Origin of the sequence: uncultured Dokdonia sp. (genome assembly GCF_937910895.1) — a bacterium.
Lineage (GTDB): Bacteria > Bacteroidota > Bacteroidia > Flavobacteriales > Flavobacteriaceae > Dokdonia.
The window spans coordinates 1-17,141 of record NZ_CALEMI010000096.1; the positions used below are offsets into that span (position 1 = coordinate 1).

14 protein-coding genes are annotated in these 17,141 nt (G+C 35.9%); 9 read left to right on the forward strand and 5 right to left on the reverse strand.

Going from position 1 to position 17,141, the window contains the following annotated elements; genetic code table 11:
• The 4 genes from Q0505_RS11880 to Q0505_RS11895 all read left to right on the forward strand — a co-directional run.
• A partial coding sequence (locus tag Q0505_RS11880; protein ID WP_299213077.1) for a GTP-binding protein occupies positions 1-566 on the forward strand: 566 nt, incomplete at its 5' end.
• A 241-nt stretch (positions 567-807) separates the two neighbouring features.
• On the forward strand, positions 808-3,588 hold the full coding sequence (locus tag Q0505_RS11885) for an outer membrane beta-barrel protein (RefSeq protein ID WP_299213079.1): 2,781 nt from the start codon (positions 808-810) through the stop codon (positions 3,586-3,588).
• 205 nt (positions 3,589-3,793) lie between these two features.
• The gene (locus Q0505_RS11890) at positions 3,794-4,141 is read left to right on the forward strand and encodes a hypothetical protein (protein WP_299213081.1); all 348 of its coding nucleotides are present in this window, start codon (positions 3,794-3,796) and stop codon (positions 4,139-4,141) included.
• A gap of 428 nt (positions 4,142-4,569) precedes the next feature.
• Complete coding sequence (locus tag Q0505_RS11895; protein ID WP_299213083.1) at positions 4,570-5,475, forward strand: patatin-like phospholipase family protein; 906 nt, start codon at positions 4,570-4,572, stop codon at positions 5,473-5,475.
• A gap of 179 nt (positions 5,476-5,654) precedes the next feature.
• Here Q0505_RS11895 and Q0505_RS11900 read toward each other — a convergent pair whose 3' ends face one another.
• The 5 genes from Q0505_RS11900 to Q0505_RS11920 form a co-directional block, all read right to left on the reverse strand.
• Entirely contained in the window at positions 5,655-6,113 is a 459-nt protein-coding gene (locus Q0505_RS11900; RefSeq protein ID WP_299213085.1) for a retropepsin-like aspartic protease, read from the reverse strand.
• A complete protein-coding gene (locus tag Q0505_RS11905; protein WP_299213087.1) occupies positions 6,097-8,703 on the reverse strand; it encodes a CHAT domain-containing protein in 2,607 nt (868 codons plus the stop codon). The genes Q0505_RS11900 and Q0505_RS11905 overlap by 17 nt, the downstream gene beginning before the upstream one ends.
• Positions 8,704-8,706: 3 nt before the next feature.
• Positions 8,707-10,713, reverse strand: a complete 2,007-nt coding sequence (locus Q0505_RS11910) for a PKD domain-containing protein (protein ID WP_299213089.1) — start codon at positions 10,711-10,713, stop codon at positions 8,707-8,709.
• 3 nt (positions 10,714-10,716) lie between these two features.
• On the reverse strand, positions 10,717-11,703 hold the full coding sequence (locus Q0505_RS11915; protein ID WP_299213091.1) for a hypothetical protein: 987 nt from the start codon (positions 11,701-11,703) through the stop codon (positions 10,717-10,719).
• Between the two features lie 132 nt (positions 11,704-11,835).
• The gene (locus Q0505_RS11920; protein ID WP_299213093.1) at positions 11,836-12,885 is read right to left on the reverse strand and encodes a hypothetical protein; all 1,050 of its coding nucleotides are present in this window, start codon (positions 12,883-12,885) and stop codon (positions 11,836-11,838) included.
• A gap of 209 nt (positions 12,886-13,094) precedes the next feature.
• Here Q0505_RS11920 and Q0505_RS11925 point away from each other — a divergent pair, with 209 nt between their 5' ends.
• The 5 genes from Q0505_RS11925 to Q0505_RS11945 all read left to right on the forward strand — a co-directional run.
• On the forward strand, positions 13,095-13,679 hold the full coding sequence (locus Q0505_RS11925; RefSeq protein ID WP_299213095.1) for a sigma-70 family RNA polymerase sigma factor: 585 nt from the start codon (positions 13,095-13,097) through the stop codon (positions 13,677-13,679).
• A 2-nt stretch (positions 13,680-13,681) separates the two neighbouring features.
• Positions 13,682-14,416: a tetratricopeptide repeat protein gene (locus Q0505_RS11930; protein WP_299213097.1), complete on the forward strand. Its 735-nt coding sequence runs from the start codon at positions 13,682-13,684 to the stop codon at positions 14,414-14,416.
• A 39-nt stretch (positions 14,417-14,455) separates the two neighbouring features.
• Positions 14,456-15,235 (forward strand): TatD family hydrolase, encoded by a 780-nt coding sequence (locus tag Q0505_RS11935; protein ID WP_299213099.1) that lies wholly within the window; start codon positions 14,456-14,458, stop codon positions 15,233-15,235.
• A gap of 74 nt (positions 15,236-15,309) precedes the next feature.
• Entirely contained in the window at positions 15,310-16,431 is a 1,122-nt protein-coding gene (locus tag Q0505_RS11940) for a 1-acyl-sn-glycerol-3-phosphate acyltransferase (RefSeq protein WP_299213103.1), read from the forward strand.
• Positions 16,428-17,141, forward strand: a 714-nt coding sequence (locus Q0505_RS11945; protein ID WP_299213101.1) for an asparaginase, incomplete at its 3' end; no start/stop codon positions are given. The genes Q0505_RS11940 and Q0505_RS11945, both read left to right, overlap by 4 nt.

Genomic DNA, 17,141 nt, shown 5'->3' on the forward strand with positions numbered 1-17,141 from the left:
TCATGCGTAGTGTGCGTGCGATAGAGCATGCAGATGTGATTTTAGTAGTCGTAGATGCTACACGTGGTTTTGACGGACAAGTCCAAAATATATTCTGGTTGGCAGAGCGTAACCGAAAAGGAGTGGTGATCTTGGTCAATAAGTGGGATTTGGTAGAGAAGGATACCAAGACCATGAAAGCCTTTGAAAAACATATCCGTCAAGAAATAGAGCCATTTACAGATGTGCCTATTGTATTTATTTCTGTGCTTAACAAACAACGTATTTTTAAAGCTATAGAGACTGCCGTGCAAGTGTATCAAAACAAGACACGGCGTTTAAAAACGAGTGAGCTTAATGAGTTCTTCTTACCACTTATAGAAGCATATCCACCTCCTGCACATAAAGGAAAATATATTAAGATTAAATACTGTATGCAATTGCCTACACCACAACCACAATTTGCGTTGTTTTGTAACTTGCCACAATATCTTAAAGAACCGTATCGTAGGTTTCTAGAAAATAAATTGAGAGAAAAATATGATTTTTCAGGAGTACCCATCTCTATTTATTTTAGAAAGAAATAAAAGTGAAAATAGGTAGTAAGCTAATTATCTATAGTAAACTCATAAATATTCCAAAGTGATATTCAAGTTAATAAAACAATTTATTGACGGTCTTATCGATCAATACATTCAAATCACTCAATAAAACAGAAATTTCTTAGTTATGTTAATTGTTTGCTAAACTATGTTAAGGCTATATGTAGTCTGACAAATGTTTCAGTAATTAGTTCATCATCAATCAATCCATTAACCATTAGCTTATATGACACTAGTACGTGCTGTCGCTATCCTATTATTTTTTTTTCTAAGTACCCACTCACAAGCTCAAGACTTTGAAGTTTCTGGAATCCTAAAAGATAAAACCACAAAACAGCCTCTCGAAGCGGCTACTGTTTTTATGGAAACTGTAAAAGATACGACCCTGATTACATATACAATTACGAATGCAAAAGGAGAATTTGTATTAGAAGGAAAAACCAATCAAAAAGAAGTTTCTGTCAATATCTCATTTGTAGGCTATGAAGATTATAGAAAAACGATTGACCTAACAAATTCTAAGGTTGATTTAGGAGATATATTTATAGATTTTAGCGTAGCGACACTAGAAGAAGTCGTGGTAAAAAGCAGAGCGCCTATTACTGTTAAAAAAGATACTTTAGAGTTTAATGTAAAATCATTTAAAACAAAGAAAGATGCAAACATTGAAGATCTCTTAAAAGAGCTTCCTGGTGTAGAGGTAGATGAAGACGGAAAGATTACTGTAAATGGCAAAGAAGTAAATAAGATCCTTGTTAATGGAAAACCCTTTTTTGGAGATGATCCTACAATTGCTACACGTAACCTTACTAAAGAAATTGTAGAAAAAATTCAAGTGACAGACACAAAAACAGATGATGAAGCATTTGCAGGTGAAGAAGGAGATCAGGAAAACAAAACAATTAATCTAACTATTGCCGAAGAGAATAACAAAGGAATTTTTGGACGTGTTGCAGGAGGTTTTGGGACAGATGAGCGGTTTGAATTTGCAGGGATCGTTAATGTGTTTGACAATGATAGGCGTGTGAGTATTCTTGGCGGAGGAAATAATTTAAACTCTGCTGGATTTAGTTTTGGAGAAATCCGAAAGTTTTTTGGAGGAGGAAACTCTATATATGTAAATGGTAATGGATCTTTTGGAATAGATGGTCGGAGTTTTGGAGGCGGACAAGGGATTGTCAATAGCCGCAATGCAGGAGCAAACTATGCTGATGTTATTGGGGAGAAAATAGACATCTCTGCCGATTATTTTTATTCTGGAGGAAACTCTTTTGATGAGGTGCGAACAGAACGAGAAAATATCCTTCCAGACAGACGCTTTTTTACCAATAGTAATACTAGATCTGATGGAAATGTAGATGATCATAGTGCTAATGTTACGTTTAATATAAAAGTAGATTCTACGTTTTTAATAAATATAAAACCTGCTTTTAGAATAAATCGTAATGAGAATCGCTTTACATCTACCGAGGAGTCTCTAGATGATCAAGGAGAACGCATTAATGAGTCTAGTACAAACAACCGCACTCTAAATACAGGCGGTAATTTTGAAAATAGCGTAAGCCTAACAAAGCGTTTTGGAGATAAAGGAGCATTCCTAAAATTTAGACTACAAAACGAAATCAATAAACAAGAGTCTGAAGATTTTATACAATCTCAAACAGAGATTTTTGGAGACAATCCATCCATTCTTAATAGAGACCAGTTTACAGACGGAGAAACAGGATTAAATGGATATAACCTTGGCGTTACCTATAGACAGCCGTTAATAGCAAAAAAGTTATTTCTAGACCTAGAATTTGGATATCGTAATGACAATAGAACCCGAAAACGAAGCACCTTTGATTTTAATGAAAGTACACAACAATTTGATAGCTTTAATCTAGAACTTAGTACCGATTTTGCAGGTCGTAACATACGTACAACACCAGAGGTAAGTCTACGGTATAATACCGATAAATTTAATATTAGTTTTGGCGCAGGATATGTTTTTAGAAGATTGGAAAATGAAGACTTCTTACGACCAGAATTTAATATCGCGCAAGACTTTGAAGCGGTAGAATTATCGTCTTATTTAAATTATACCTTCTCTCCCAAAATGTCTTCCTATTTTGGATATAACCTAAGCAATAGCCCTCCTCAAGTAACACAGTTAAATCCTTTTGTAGATGTTTCTGATCCCTTAAATATTATACAAGGAAATCCCGACTTAGCTCCATCAAATAGCCATAGTTTTTATGGAGGATTTAATAATTACGACTTTCAAAAAGGAGGCGGATATTATCTCAATTTTAATGGAAATATAACAAACGATGCGATTGTAACAAAAACAATTGTAGATGAAAATCTGGTACGCTCTACTACCTACGAAAATGTAGATGGTAATTATCAAATATATGGAGGCGGAGGCTATAATAAATCTTCAAAAATAGATTCTATACGTACTATAAAATATGGAGCAGGTATTAATGTAAATGCAAACCGCAACATCAATTTTAACAATAATGTGCAATATGCTAGTAGAACAACATCTATAGGTCCTAGTGTAAATGCATCTTTTACTTGGAAAGATCTCTTTGAGATTAGACCGCGTTATAATTTGAGTTTTTCAAATACAATATTTGGGATAGATTCTTTTGAAGATCAAGATTTCCTAAGACATAACTTAAATCTAAGTACTGCATTATTTGTTCCAAAACATGTGGAGTGGCGTAATGAGATCCAATACAGTTATAACCCTAATGTAGCACCAGGCTTTCAACAAAGCGCTTGGTTTTGGAACAGTACTGTAGCTTATAGTTTCTTAAAAGATAAAGCTACGGTAACTCTCAAAGTATATGATGTACTTAACCAAAATACCAATGCTCGTCGTATCGCAAATGCCAATTTTATACAAGATATACAAAGCACCGTTTTAGAGCAATACTTCCTATTAAGTTTCAGCTGGAAATTTAATACACTAGGAAATAAAGGAGAATCTGGAGGTGACGATTTCTTTTTCTTTTAATACAATGAGATAAATTTCAAAAGAGTATCTGCAAACAAATACTTGGTCTAATCGTAACAAGATTTGATCATTTTGCTCTAATTCACTAATTAAAATATAGTGTTCACTAAAAAAAAGCAGATTGTTAGATTGATAATTCTAGTTTAGAGGTGTACTAGATTTTCTAATACACCATTGAGTTTAACTTCAGAAAAGTCAAAAAATCATGAAAATAGCACTCACTACATCTATAGACGTAGAATCTTTAAAACAAGAACTTCAAACGGCATTTCCTCATTATAAAATAAAGAATGCGTTTTTAAATAAAAAGACCCTCCGTATCACAAATGAGATGGACCAAGTAGTCGTAGGACAGCATAAGGATGATATGATATGCGTTGGTAATTTGAATATGTTAGACCTGCGAATATTTATTCCATTTGTTCTTGGGATATCCTTGTTTTTTATTACAGGACTTGTTTTCTTGATTGTGATGATGCAAGTAAGGAAGAAATCCTTTAAAGCAATGGAAGCAGAAATAGGTGTCTATTTAAAGGAGAAATATAACTTCTGAAATAGTAAGACTGAGCAACAGTACAGACAACATTCATAATATATACATACTCCATATCTTCTTTATATAAGACTTTATAATCTCGAACAACAATTCTTCAATACTGAGGATAAATTTCATCTTCTTGAAACTGTTTCGTAAACACAATTTCTTTTGAAGCTGAAATAATATCCTTTCTAACTATTTTCTAGCCTCAGGCATATCTTTATAACGGTAATCTAAAATAGTATCAAGAGATTCTCTAGCCTGACGAGTCCAAACTACTTTAGCAATTTTTTCAACCATTAATCTTTTTCTTGCTCAAATTGCAACAAAATCAACAAAACTGCCTAGGTTATATTTTGAGCTACATTATTAAAAAGGAAGATTTCGTAAACTAAGCAAGGAGTCCTATCTTAGAGCGTCTACTATTTTTAAATAATGATACGATGAGAGCTTTAGTAATTTCTGGTGGAGGTAGTAAAGGTGCTTTTGGAGGTGGTGTTGCACAATATCTTATGGAAGAGTTGGGTCATACGTATGATCTATATATAGGCACTTCCACAGGAAGTTTACTCATATCACATCTTGCATTAGGAAAGATTCAAAAAATAAAAGAAGTCTATACCTCTGTAAACCAATCTTCTATTTTCAGTCATTGTCCTTTCAACACCAAAAAAGATAAATGGGGACAAGAACAAATAGGTATTAATCACTGGAGCGTATTGCGTAATTTCTCAAGAGGATCTAAAACCTTTGGCGAAAGCCATAATCTACGGGAGCTCATAGGAAGATTTCTTACTAGAGAAGAATTTGAAGAACTTCAAGCAGGACCTAAAGATATTGTGGTGACCGTATCCAATCTCTCTTTACACGAAACTGAATATAAATCGATAAAAGAAGTTACCTATGAAGATTTTTGTGATTGGATTTGGATTTCGTGCAACTATATCCCTTTTATGAGTTTAGTCAAAAAAGACGGCTGTGAGTATGCCGATGGAGGTTTTGGGAGTATGGTGCCTATTAAGGAAGCTGTAGATCGCGGTGCTACTGAGATTGATGTGATTATTCTAGAAACAGAAGTTACCTATTACAATAGCTTGCCCTCCAAAAATGTATTTTCACTCCTTACCAACCTACATTCCTTTATGATTGATCGTATTGAAAAACAAAATATAACGATAGGTAAGTTTGCAGCAAATAATAAAGATGCGATTATCAATCTCTATTACACACCTATTGTGCTTACCACAAACTCACTCGTTTTTAATAAAGAAAAAATGGCACAATGGTGGGAGCGAGGGTTTATATATGCAGCAAGTAAAAATTTGGAACTTAACGAAATACGAGATTAATACTTTGTACGCTTTCGCGAAAGCAAAAAAAGAATTCCTTACAATAGAAACAGCATACAGATAAAGAATTTGTTAATCACTTAATCTTCAAGTTTCTATAATTCCAAACCCCGTTAATAAGGGAATTTCTATTTTAAGTAATGCGACATCAAGATGTTCGTTTTAGGTACTATTACAATCTATAAGACATCTATATTTTCATTTTTAAGATATAAGCAATTATATTGATAATCAATGATGCCTTTTCCAAGATTGAGAATATCTGCGCCTAAAATGCCATGTACAGGAGGTGTGTTATGATTTTCTAAGGCTATATTTACATGTGAAAGATCAAAAAGGACAAGACTAATATTCTGTCGTTTCCAAGTGCCTATTTTAATTGTATTTTTTTTAGATAATTCGGTACGCATATCAGTAGCGCCTGCGCCTGCTGCGAGGACTTCACTTTCTTCACTCGTGATTTTAAAATGCTCGGCAAACGTAAAATCAATGCAAGAGTTAGAAGCTCCAGTGTCTAATATAAAAGAACCTTTGACACCATTGATTTTTGCAGTAATTTCTAAATGTTGCGTGAGTGTTGGGAATAACCGAACGCGTGTGTATCCTTTTTCTATTAAAAACTCACGGAGTGATGACATACTTTTTGTAAACAATAATCATCAAAAATAGTCCAAAAATTACGATTCCGACCATCCAAATCCATGAAAGTGAAGTGACTGCTTCTTCAGCTGTGCCGTAATAGACAAAGGCACCCCAGTAATAGGGTGATTTTTTTACATTAGCAATGGTTTTGTCGTTAAGATAATTTTGTTGTGCTTGTTGTAGGCTTATTGTTTTTGAAGACGTATCCTTAAGATTCTTGTAAAAATCACCCATAAGCTGCGCTGTTGCTTTATCATTCACTTTCCAGAGGGAGAATAGTAGGTTTGGAGCACCTGCATATTGAAATCCTCGGGCAAGGCTTAAAGTGCCTTCGCCTGTAGCGATGCTACCTACCCCTGTTTCACAAGCACTCAAAACAACAAGATCTGGTTTTAGGTTGAGACTATATAGATCATTAACGGTAATTGCTTGATCTATGAATTGTAGTTCTGCTGGGGTCGTAAAACTTCCACCGCGAGCATGGGTAGAAAAATGTAAAATGGTATAGTCATTTGTAGGACTATTTTCAAATCTATTGGTATGGAAAACATTTTCTGCGAGGGCTTCATCACGCATTAATAGTTTCGTGGGAAAGGTTTCTTCTATAGCATCGGCTTCTTCAACGGAGTACTTTAGCGCCAATTCAGAACCTCCAAACACAGGGAAAACACCAAGAACAGAAGTTGGTTTTGTTGACACTGTTGGTAGCTTGAAATACTGCGTGGCCGAAAGCTGATACGTAATAGTTGCCGATTGAAGTAAAAAAGGCATTTGATCAAAAACAAAGCCTTCCGATGGTGCTGTTAGTAAGGTGCTGAAAGGTAAAAAAGCAAGCATTCCATCAGGAATAATGATCATTTTCTTAGCAATAGGTAGTTTTAAAACGGTATACAACGCTTGTGCATCCTTTTTAAAAGCATCAGGTGAATTGTTAATATTGGAGGCTTTTTCAAAATATTGATTATAACGTACACAGATATTGAAGATGGAGTCTCTTACTTTTTGATTGGGAGCAATTTTCTCAAAACTAGAGTTCGATGGGCCGATAATGAACTGATAGATGCTGCGTTTACCAAAAAAATAACTCACCAGTGTTTCTTCTTTTTCTGTTGCCTTTTGTTTGAGAATTTGTAATGATACTGACGGTTCTTGTATGTTTAATGTTGGGTATTTATCCGTTATGAGAAGACGTAAATTGCGTTGTGAGAGCATAGTTTTACTATACATCGTTTGCAACTCTTCTATTTGATTAACATCAATAGGTTTTGTGCTGCGGAGTTTCCATAATTGAGTCTCTAGTGTTGAAAGTTGTATGCCATGGTATTGATATGCAATTACTAAGCTATCTCTAGCGTGCTTAGATAACAAATCTTTATCCTTAATGGATTCCATCACCAATGTCGATTTTGAGCGTTCACTAATGCGTAGCGCCTTTTCTAACCAATCTTCATTTTTTTCGCTTTTATAAAGATCATATATAATATCAAGTCTTTTTTCAGAACGTTGCTTGTCATTAGCTTGTAGAATGAGTTTTGAAGCTTGATGTAATTGGTCATTGTTTAACAAATCAGCTACTTGAGCGGCAAGGGTGTATGCTGTAAGCGCATCTCTTTGTTTGTTTTGTGAAGACAGAAGTTCTGCGTGAAGATCAAGTGCATCTAGCAAAGTGTTTTCCCCAAAAAGTTGTGACTTGCTTGGGAATAAAGAGTCATTTGTATCGGTTATAAACCAGATCCGATACAATTCACTAAGTTGTTCCTGCGCTTCTACGATCTTTTGATTTGATAAATACGTTTGCGCTAGTAAAAGCCTTGTTTTTGCCAATGAGCGTTGCGTTGTAGTTGCTACAGAAAGTTGTACTTGAAGTGCTTTCTGTAATAGCCGTTCCCCTTCTGAATAATTTTCTTGTTGTATGGCAATTTGCGCAAGTAATTTATATCCGTTAATTTGTTTAGGATCAGCAGTAACGACTTCTTTTGCTAATGCTTCAGCTTGTGTATGATCTCCTTTGCTAAAGTAATTTGTGGCTAGATTGATTTGAATGTCAATATTTTCAGGGCTTATTTTTTTGGCTTCTTCCAACACACGGATGGCGTTTTCATACTTCCCCTGATTTTGAAGCGGTACTGAAAGATTAATCAAACCAGAAAGGAGGTGGTTGGGTTGGTTCGCTTTTCGCGAAAGCGTAATATACGCTCTTATCGTATTTTCAGCTTCTGTATACGCATTGGTTTGGGTGTACAAATTTCCAAGCGGAATCATTGCAGACGTGATCATATCATACCCGCTTAATTGCCGACTTCGATAGCGTTCTAAAGCTGCCTCATATCTGTGAATTGCCGCTGAGATATTACCGTAACGAGTCTGGTAATAAGCGATGTTGCAATCTACAACCACTTTTGCTAGTTGGCTATCGGCATCTTGAATTTGTAAAGCATCTGTTTTTTGAATCAGCACAGAAAGTTCTTCTGGCGATGGGCTGCTAAGAAAATTATCGAGGGCTTTGTAAAAGAGTTCTTCTTGTGCATGACTAGTAAACAAGCCAAAAACAACTAGAAGAATAGATAATATTTTAGGAATTTTCATAGATCAAAATTTCCAAAGCCCGTACACTTGAATCTGAGAATTAGGGGTATTAAAATTTGAGACATATCTGATTCCCGCACTTGGACCTATACGAACGCCACCAAAATTGATCCCTGCAAAAACACCTGCTTGAAAATTACCAACCCCTTTATTACAATCTGTCTCCAGCAAAGTATCTTGGGTTTCGTCACGTATTTCGACTTCTCCAGGAATAAGTAAAGAAAATTCACCGGTAGTCGTCTGATCACAAGCGCGACTTAAATCCAATTTGAGTTGGAGACCAGCACCTACAGCAATAAAATTATTGAGGTTATATCGATACGAAATAGGAACTAAGTACGTAGTGATATTACGTGCTTTTGTTTCTTCTGTAAAACGAGTAATACTTTCTATCCCAATCGCATTGGTTTCATTGGTTGAAAAATTACGTAAATTTTCAAAAGAAATCGATGAGAAGAAAAGTTCTGCTTGCAAATACCCGCGATAGGATTTAAATGGAGAGAGGGTGATGCCTGCAAATACCTCGCGTGAGTTATCTAAATCTGGATTAAAAATATATCCAGCTCTGGCGCCTATAGAAATGCCAGGGACAAAACGAGTTTTGCTATAATTGGTGTAAATAGGTTCGTTTTTATCAAAGTAAATAGCTGTTTGACTTTTGGTACTTTTTTTATGAAAGTCTTTTCCAAATTTCATAGAATATTTTACAAACCCTTTTGTAGAGTCCCGATCAGTTACATCTTTCTGTTGTGTGCCAGGCAGATATATACGTTTAAACGTAAATATGATTTTGTCTTTTTTTAAAATAGTATCCAGACAGGAGTAATTAACTTCCCGATCTTTGGGGCAAATCTGACATTGCGGATACATGTCCTTTATTTCTAGGGTATTTTTATCAAACATTTCGGGCGTGTCTACTTCTAGTCTGATGGTGTTTGCGGGTCCTTCGCCATCATTCTGAAAACGGACTTTAAATTTAAGTCGTTTAAAACGGACTAAACGATAATTCATCAATGTGCCATTGGACGACATTTTGTTGGGATCATGGGAAGTAACGATCTCTAACTCGGTGTCTTTTACGGTATGATTTTCATAATTTTCGTCTGGAACATAGACACTTCGGAGGGTCACAATCGCACTAGTGTCCTTAATCATTTCAGGTGTGGTTTCCAATGTACGGAAGATATTGCGTTCTTCTCCAGGCTGCATATTGGTAAACGTGATGACTTGACTGTTGAGGTATAGATCCTGAGACTCTTCCAGCGTGAGCGGAAGGTTTGTCTTTTTTGTACTGTCTTGTACTATGAGTGTGCGTTCTCGTAGCTCCGAAGGGTACGTAGTGGCAAGATATTCTTGAGAGAAATCTTTGCCTAAATTATGCACAAAATCTTCATTTTGTTCTATTTTTTCATTGTGATGCAGTCTAGTATCTGTAAGAATGAAATTCTCATCTTTAAAACTTTTGTCGTTGTAAAAGAGGTAGAGTTTTCCGTTAGTAACATAGTCCTTGGTATTTTTATAACTTGTGATAAGCACCATTTCTTGACTCGGAAGTGGATCTCTATTGGTGTGTATCAATAAGTCTTCATCGGGTTTAAATGTTGGGAGCGCTTTCGCGAAAGCGGAATCATCCACACTCGCTTCTTCATCTGAAGCATCAGAAATCACTACCCTTTTCGGTCGGCTTGCAGGGGGTTTGCCGTTGTCATAATTATTGGTGCTCCATAATTTCACTTCATAAGTTCCTTCCTTTTTATAGGTGTGCTTAGGTTCTTTTTCAAAACTATAATCGCCATCGCCTAGTTCCCAGTAATAGGTGTAAAAGGCTTTGGGCGCCCCTGCGATTTGATTGAGTTGTGGCATTTCTGCGCTATACGTGACTTTGTTGCCTAGTACATCATAAAATATAGGAGCGCTTCTTGTCAATGTATCTTGCGGAGTTGTTTGTGAGTAACTGATATAGTGAACAAGACTTAGGAAGAGAACGGTTATGAAAATTCTTTTAGTCATCACTTATAGTGTATTAATAAGAGTTACTAATTGATCTTCGGTAAATTCACTTGTATTGGTAGTAGCTCCAATAACGTTTTCTGTTACACGTATTTGAGAGGTGTCTAGCCGATATATTCCACCTTGTCGAGAAACAAAAATAAGTTGCCCTTGTGTATCTATAGGAATCTCTTGATACACTTCGCTAAAGACGCCTAAATCTGGATCATATTGTTCAAAGAGACTCACTGCAATTTTATCTGTGTCATAACTAAGGAAGACATTACTATTAGTGTTGTCAAATCCACTAGGAGGAACATTGTATACTGTAGTTCTTTGATTGATGTCTGGATTAAATTGAGCGATGTTATACCACCCAGTTTGAGAAGTAATACCACTGTATCCTGTGGTAATATTACCTATGGGATCATCTATTTCTGATGGGAATGCGCCTCCTATGTTTTCCCAAGTGACCATACAGTCTAGGTCTGGACAGGAAGGGGAGTTAAAAAATAGAAGCTCTTCTGTATTGTTTTCTTCTGGAATAAAAATTTGTATTTCCCCCTGTATGACGACAGGCTGTCCGTTAAAACGGATGTCAAAGAAAAGTAGCCCTTCACTGAGCGTGGGTTCTATATCTCCACTAGCATTACGCGTATTGGTAGATAATTGGCAAGCAACAATATCACCTGGAGTGTACATTTCTAACAGACTCACTTCTACCTCACCATCTATGATCGTACCATCAGTATTAAATAATGATTGACCTGGAATATTAAGAAGTCCTCCTTGAGTTCCAAAAAGAAGTCCTCCTTCAAATCCTTGTATGGTAAATGTTTGCACTTTAGGTAATCGACAATCTATAAGACTAGCAGCATAATCTGCTCCGTCTATAGGAGCTATTGCATTTGGAGTTTCAATAGTGCCCTCATCGCAATCTTGATCTTCAGAACAACTTATGGCAAGACATCCTGCCAGAACTATCCCGCATAGGAATTGAATATATTTCATAATATAGATAGTTAGTTATATGCAGTGGGGGAATGCATTTAAAGGTAGTTAAAAACTATGAATGTTATTAAATGGTTAAACCTCAAAGTGATAGTATCGCTTTGAGGTTCTTCCCGACATTATGTAAGATTCTTACGGTAATCCATTGATTAATGCTGTTAATCCAGCTTCTGTGGTTGTTTGTGTCGTAGTGAATATCTCAATATGATCTGCTCCAATGGTTGCGGCTTGGATCGCATATACATACGCTCCATCTTGTACAGAGACAAATATGAAATGTACTTCTAATCCGATAGGCATTTGTCCGTAATGCTCTGTAAACATTTCTAAGTCTGTATCATACGTGTCAAAAAATGCAAGGGCGTTAGGTTCTCCGTCATAGGATACATATATAGCACTGTTGGTTTCATTAAACCCTTCAGGTACATCTGCAAATACCATTGTTTTAGGACCAGCGTACGACCACCATCTGTCTAAATTTGTCCATCCAAAGTTGGTAAGTGGGGCTACATAAGTAGAGGTCCAAGTTCCGTCTGCATTTTGGATTTCACCTCCTTCTATAGCAGCATCTTCATCTTCTTCCCATACAACATCACAATCTAATCGATCACAATTTTCTGGTATAAAAACGGTCATTTCAGGATCAAAACTGTCAGTTGGTGCTGTTAGTTCAAAGGGAATTTGCGCTACAAGCTGATTCCCATTTTGAGTCGCATTTACAAAAAACTCACCTCCAGAGATGATCGTTACTACATCACCATTATCTTTTTTTCCATTGGTAGGTAGGTTTTGTGTAAGCATATCTGCTCTGCTGTAAATTTCTATAAATGCAATGTCTACATCACCAGATACAGCTTCTCCTCCAAGATGTGTAAGTCCGTTAGGCGGAAAGTAAAGTTGTGTTCCATCTTCTCCTATAATGAAGCCTCCAGTGGTAGCATCTATGGTAAAGTTCTGAATGGCATTTTCACGTGCTTCGGCAATACTGTTGTCATATTCTAATCCTCCAAAAATTTCTACGGTGTTATTCGGGATTTCGTTTACTTGTATATCAGCGTCATCTGTTGTTTCGCAACTCGTCAAAAGGATGATTGATACTAAGAATAAGGTTACTAATTTTGATACGGAATACACATTCATACTTTTTTTCTGATCTGCGTAAATAAAGTTTGTTGTTTTCATAATACTATTAATTTGATATGTTATTTTTTGTTTTACACCCTTATATCATCACCCACTTCATATTGTTACCCCTCTTCTAGAACTTTTTTTTATATTTACTCGATAATCGAGCATTAAATACGCTGAGGCTAGCCTTAACGTCAAATTCTTTTTGTCTTACATACTTCTCGGGCTTTTCCCGAGGTAGTCTACTTATAAATCCAGCAAAGATGGGAGATTCCAAAGTGCATCCTGATCAGAAATATGTACAGGCATTGCTTATACATGATCAAAAACTAATTGCTGAGATATACACTCGTTTTGCGCCTAAGGTGATCGGGTATATTCAAAAGAATAGCGGTGACGAGGCTGCCGCTAGAGATATTATTCAAGAAGCACTTATTACCCTATACGATCAGGCAAAGACAAAAGGGCTTACTTTGAGTTGTCCCTTTGATGCCTATTTTTTCTTAATCTGTAAACGCAAGTGGCTGAATCTCTTGAAAAAAAATAAGCCAGAAGGGGTAACAATAAACGATGAGGTAACATCTATAGATAGAAACGTACAAGATCAAGCAGATCAAACCGCTTTGTATGAAGACAGAGCAAGTTTATTTAACCAAATGCTAGAGCAGATGGGTGATGCCTGTAAGAAACTCTTAAAGCTGAGCTTTTCTATTAAATCAATGGAAGAGGTGGCAAAAAAACTAGAGGTTTCTTATGCGTATGCACGAAAGAAAAAATCACTTTGTGTGGGTAAACTTACTAAAATGATACAAGGATCTGCCCGGTACCAAACCCTTAAAAATCTATAGTCATGGACGAGAAAACCATACTACTTTTTGACGACTACCTCCAAGGAGCGCTTTCGCCTGAAGCCAAAAAAAATTTTGAATCAAGGTTGGAAACAGAATCAGCGCTTAAAGATGCCTTTGTCATTTTCAGAGATGTCAACCAGCATTTAAGTCATCATTTATCAGAGGAACGAGCAACGTTTAAGGATACTTTGAAAACAGTGGCAGATCAACATTTAGATACTTCGGTAGTACCTAAAAAAGAGGTAAAAGTGATTCGTTTTAAACCATTGCGTTACTTGGTTGCGGCTTGTGCCGTGATCCTATTTGGCGCCATATTCTGGACTCAAATGCAGAACGCTAGCTATAGTGATTACTCTTTTGAAGGAACTATAGATTTGATAGAAAGGGGTGGTGATGAGTCCGCTTTCGCGAAAGCGGAAAAAGCGTTCAACAACAAGCGCTACAACGAGGCAATCATCTCTTTTGATGCTATTCTAGCCAATGACCCAGACAATACGCAAGTGTTATTTTATAAAGGGATTGCTTCTGTAGAAATAGCAGATTATGCTAAAGCCGAACACATCTTTGTGAATTTACGTAATGGAAATTCTGTATTCAAATACAAAGCACAATGGTATCATGCGTTAAGCTTCTTAAAACAAGGCGATACAGAACGATGCAAACAAATTTTGGAAGAGTTACCCCAAGAAGCAGAAGATTATAAAAAAGCACAAGAACTTCTCAAAAAGCTGTAAGTGTTAGGTTAGGTTGTATGCTATTTCTATTTTTGAGCCATGCAATTTACAGATACCCATACTCATTTATATAGTGAAGCTTTTGATGAAGATCAAGAAGCAATGATACAGAGAGCCATAGATGCTGGTGTTACACGTTTTTTTATTCCTGCTATAGACTCAGAATATACGCAACGTATGTATGATCTAGAAGCTACTTATCCAGATCAAGTATTCTTGATGATGGGATTACATCCTACGCATGTAAAAGAGAATTATGAAGAAGAGTTAGCTCACGTCGAAGCACAATTTGCCAACAGACCTTTTTATGCAGTAGGAGAGATAGGGATTGATTTATATTGGGATAAAAGTACGCTGGGCATACAGAAAGATGCATTTAAGAGACAAATACAGCTTGCCAAAAAGTATCAATTGCCTATTGTGATTCACTGTCGAGATGCCTTTGATGAGGTGTTTGAAGTGCTAGAGAGTGAAAAAGGGAATGATCTTTTTGGAATTTTTCATTGTTTTACGGGCACTAAAGAACAGGCTTTGCAGGCGATTGGATATAATATGAAGTTAGGAATAGGAGGGGTGGTGACCTTTAAAAATGGAAAAATAGATCAGTTTCTTTCTGAAATTGATTTGAAGCATATTGTCTTAGAGACCGATGCTCCTTATTTGAGTCCAGTGCCTTATAGAGGAAAGCGTAACGAAAGTAGTTATGTGACATTGGTAGCAGAAAAACTAGCTACGATTTACCAAAAACCATTGGATGAAATTGCTAAAATTACTTCTGATAATGCAACAGCTGTTTTTGGTAAAGTAAAAACCACCTAAACTTAGTTAATTATATATAGACTAAACTGAAATAAATTTGTTTCTTTTGTGGCTATTAATCAAAATGCGACGTTATTTCTACATTTGATCACATACGACCTTATCATGACAGTGAAGTACATGATGCTTTACAACAAGCCTCTAAACATCCTATGTTTAAAGTGTTGTTGCAGTTTACATTCCCTGATGCTTCTGCAAGTGAGATTCAGGATGTATTGTCGCAATGTCATTCCATCCATGATTTTCAAACGAAAGTTATTTATAAATCGGTTCAACATTTACTTGCCAAAAGTTCTGAAGGCTTTACAACAGCCGGTTTTGAAGCCTTAACTCCTAATACACCTTATTTTTATATATCAAACCATCGAGACATTGTATTAGATACCTCATTGCTTAATGTAGGCTTAATAGATAATGGACTTATTACAACAGCTTCTGCGATAGGAGATAATTTGGTTCAGAAAGATTTCTTAATGGCTTTGTCTAAGCTTAATCGAAATTTTCTAGTGTTGCGTAGTCAGTCGCCAAGACAATTATTAAAAAGCTCAAAAGTCTTGTCAGAGTATATGAAGCTTTTATTATCTCAAGGAAGGTCTGTATGGATGGCACAACGAGAAGGTCGAACAAAGGATGGGAATGATATTACACAGCAAGGCGTACTTAAGATGATCACGATGGCTAGAGGAGAAACGCCTTTAATGCAATATATCAAGGAACTGCATATTGTTCCTGTTGCTATCTCTTATGAATACGACCCAACGGATATTTTAAAAGTACCAGAACTCGTCGCTAAACAAGAGAATGTACCGTATATTAAAACCAACAATGAAGATTTTAATAGTATTCTTAAAGGAGCATTAGGGTTTAAAAAACGCATTCACATAGAAGCAGCTCCTCTTGATTCTTCATTGTATGATCAAATAGAAAAGGAAGAGCAAAGTGATAATGACAAATTAAAAAGACTGGCATCTGAGATTGATAAGAGTATATATAGTCATTATAAATTATGGCCTTCTAATTATATTGCGTACGATTTGTATCATCATACAACACAATATGCATCTCATTATGATGAGAAAGAATTACGTCATTTTGAGAGACGTCTAGAAAGACGTGTCAATAAAGAAAATCAATTAGAGATGGATAGTTTCTTATTAATGTATGCAAATCCTGTGATTAATACATCTAAGTTATGAGTGTAAAACCTAGTATACTTTTAGTATATACAGGAGGTACTATAGGAATGATTAAAGATTATGAAACGGGAGCTTTGAAGGCTTTTGACTTTGATCAATTACTAGAAAATATTCCTGAACTTAGATTGTTAGATTGTGATATTAGTACATCATCATTTAAAGTACCTATTGACTCCTCCAACATGAATCCTGATTATTGGAATGAGTTATGCTCATTGATAGCTTCAAATTATGATAGGTATCAAGGATTTGTCATTTTGCATGGTAGTGATACGATGAGTTATACGGCTTCTGCGGTTAGTTTTATGCTAGAGAACTTAAATAAACCTGTTATTTTCACAGGGTCTCAATTACCTATTGGAGATTTAAGAACAGACGCAAAAGAAAACTTAATTACAGCGATACAAATTGCAGCTTTGCAAAAACGGAATAAGCCGGTGGTACAAGAAGTATGTCTTTATTTTGAATATAAACTGTATCGGGCAAATCGTACTACAAAAGTAAGCGCCGAGCATTTTGAAGCCTTTGATTCGCCAAACTATCCTCCATTAATAACTTCTGGAGTTCACCTTACAGTAAATCAAGAATTACTTTTTAAGCCTAGAAAAAAAACATTTAAAGTACATTCTAATCTCGTTACGGATATACTACTTTTAAAAATGTATCCTGGTATTCCTGAACGCTTAGTTTTAGCTATGTTAAATATTACA

Excerpts from the sequence above, each read along its gene's own strand:
- Q0505_RS11910 (WP_299213089.1), bottom strand. The coding sequence starts at position 10,713 with ATGACTAAAAGAATTTTCATAACCGTTCTCTTCCTAAGTCTTGTTCAC.
- Q0505_RS11905 (WP_299213087.1), bottom strand. The coding sequence starts at position 8,703 with ATGAAAATTCCTAAAATATTATCTATTCTTCTAGTTGTTTTTGGCTTG.
- Q0505_RS11915 (WP_299213091.1), bottom strand. The coding sequence starts at position 11,703 with ATGAAATATATTCAATTCCTATGCGGGATAGTTCTGGCAGGATGTCTT.
- Q0505_RS11900 (WP_299213085.1), bottom strand. The coding sequence starts at position 6,113 with ATGTCATCACTCCGTGAGTTTTTAATAGAAAAAGGATACACACGCGTT.
- Q0505_RS11920 (WP_299213093.1), bottom strand. The coding sequence starts at position 12,885 with ATGAAAACAACAAACTTTATTTACGCAGATCAGAAAAAAAGTATGAAT.
- Q0505_RS11930 (WP_299213097.1), top strand. The coding sequence starts at position 13,682 with ATGGACGAGAAAACCATACTACTTTTTGACGACTACCTCCAAGGAGCG.
- Q0505_RS11925 (WP_299213095.1), top strand. The coding sequence starts at position 13,095 with ATGGGAGATTCCAAAGTGCATCCTGATCAGAAATATGTACAGGCATTG.
- Q0505_RS11885 (WP_299213079.1), top strand. The coding sequence starts at position 808 with ATGACACTAGTACGTGCTGTCGCTATCCTATTATTTTTTTTTCTAAGT.
- Q0505_RS11935 (WP_299213099.1), top strand. The coding sequence starts at position 14,456 with ATGCAATTTACAGATACCCATACTCATTTATATAGTGAAGCTTTTGAT.
- Q0505_RS11890 (WP_299213081.1), top strand. The coding sequence starts at position 3,794 with ATGAAAATAGCACTCACTACATCTATAGACGTAGAATCTTTAAAACAA.
- Q0505_RS11895 (WP_299213083.1), top strand. The coding sequence starts at position 4,570 with ATGAGAGCTTTAGTAATTTCTGGTGGAGGTAGTAAAGGTGCTTTTGGA.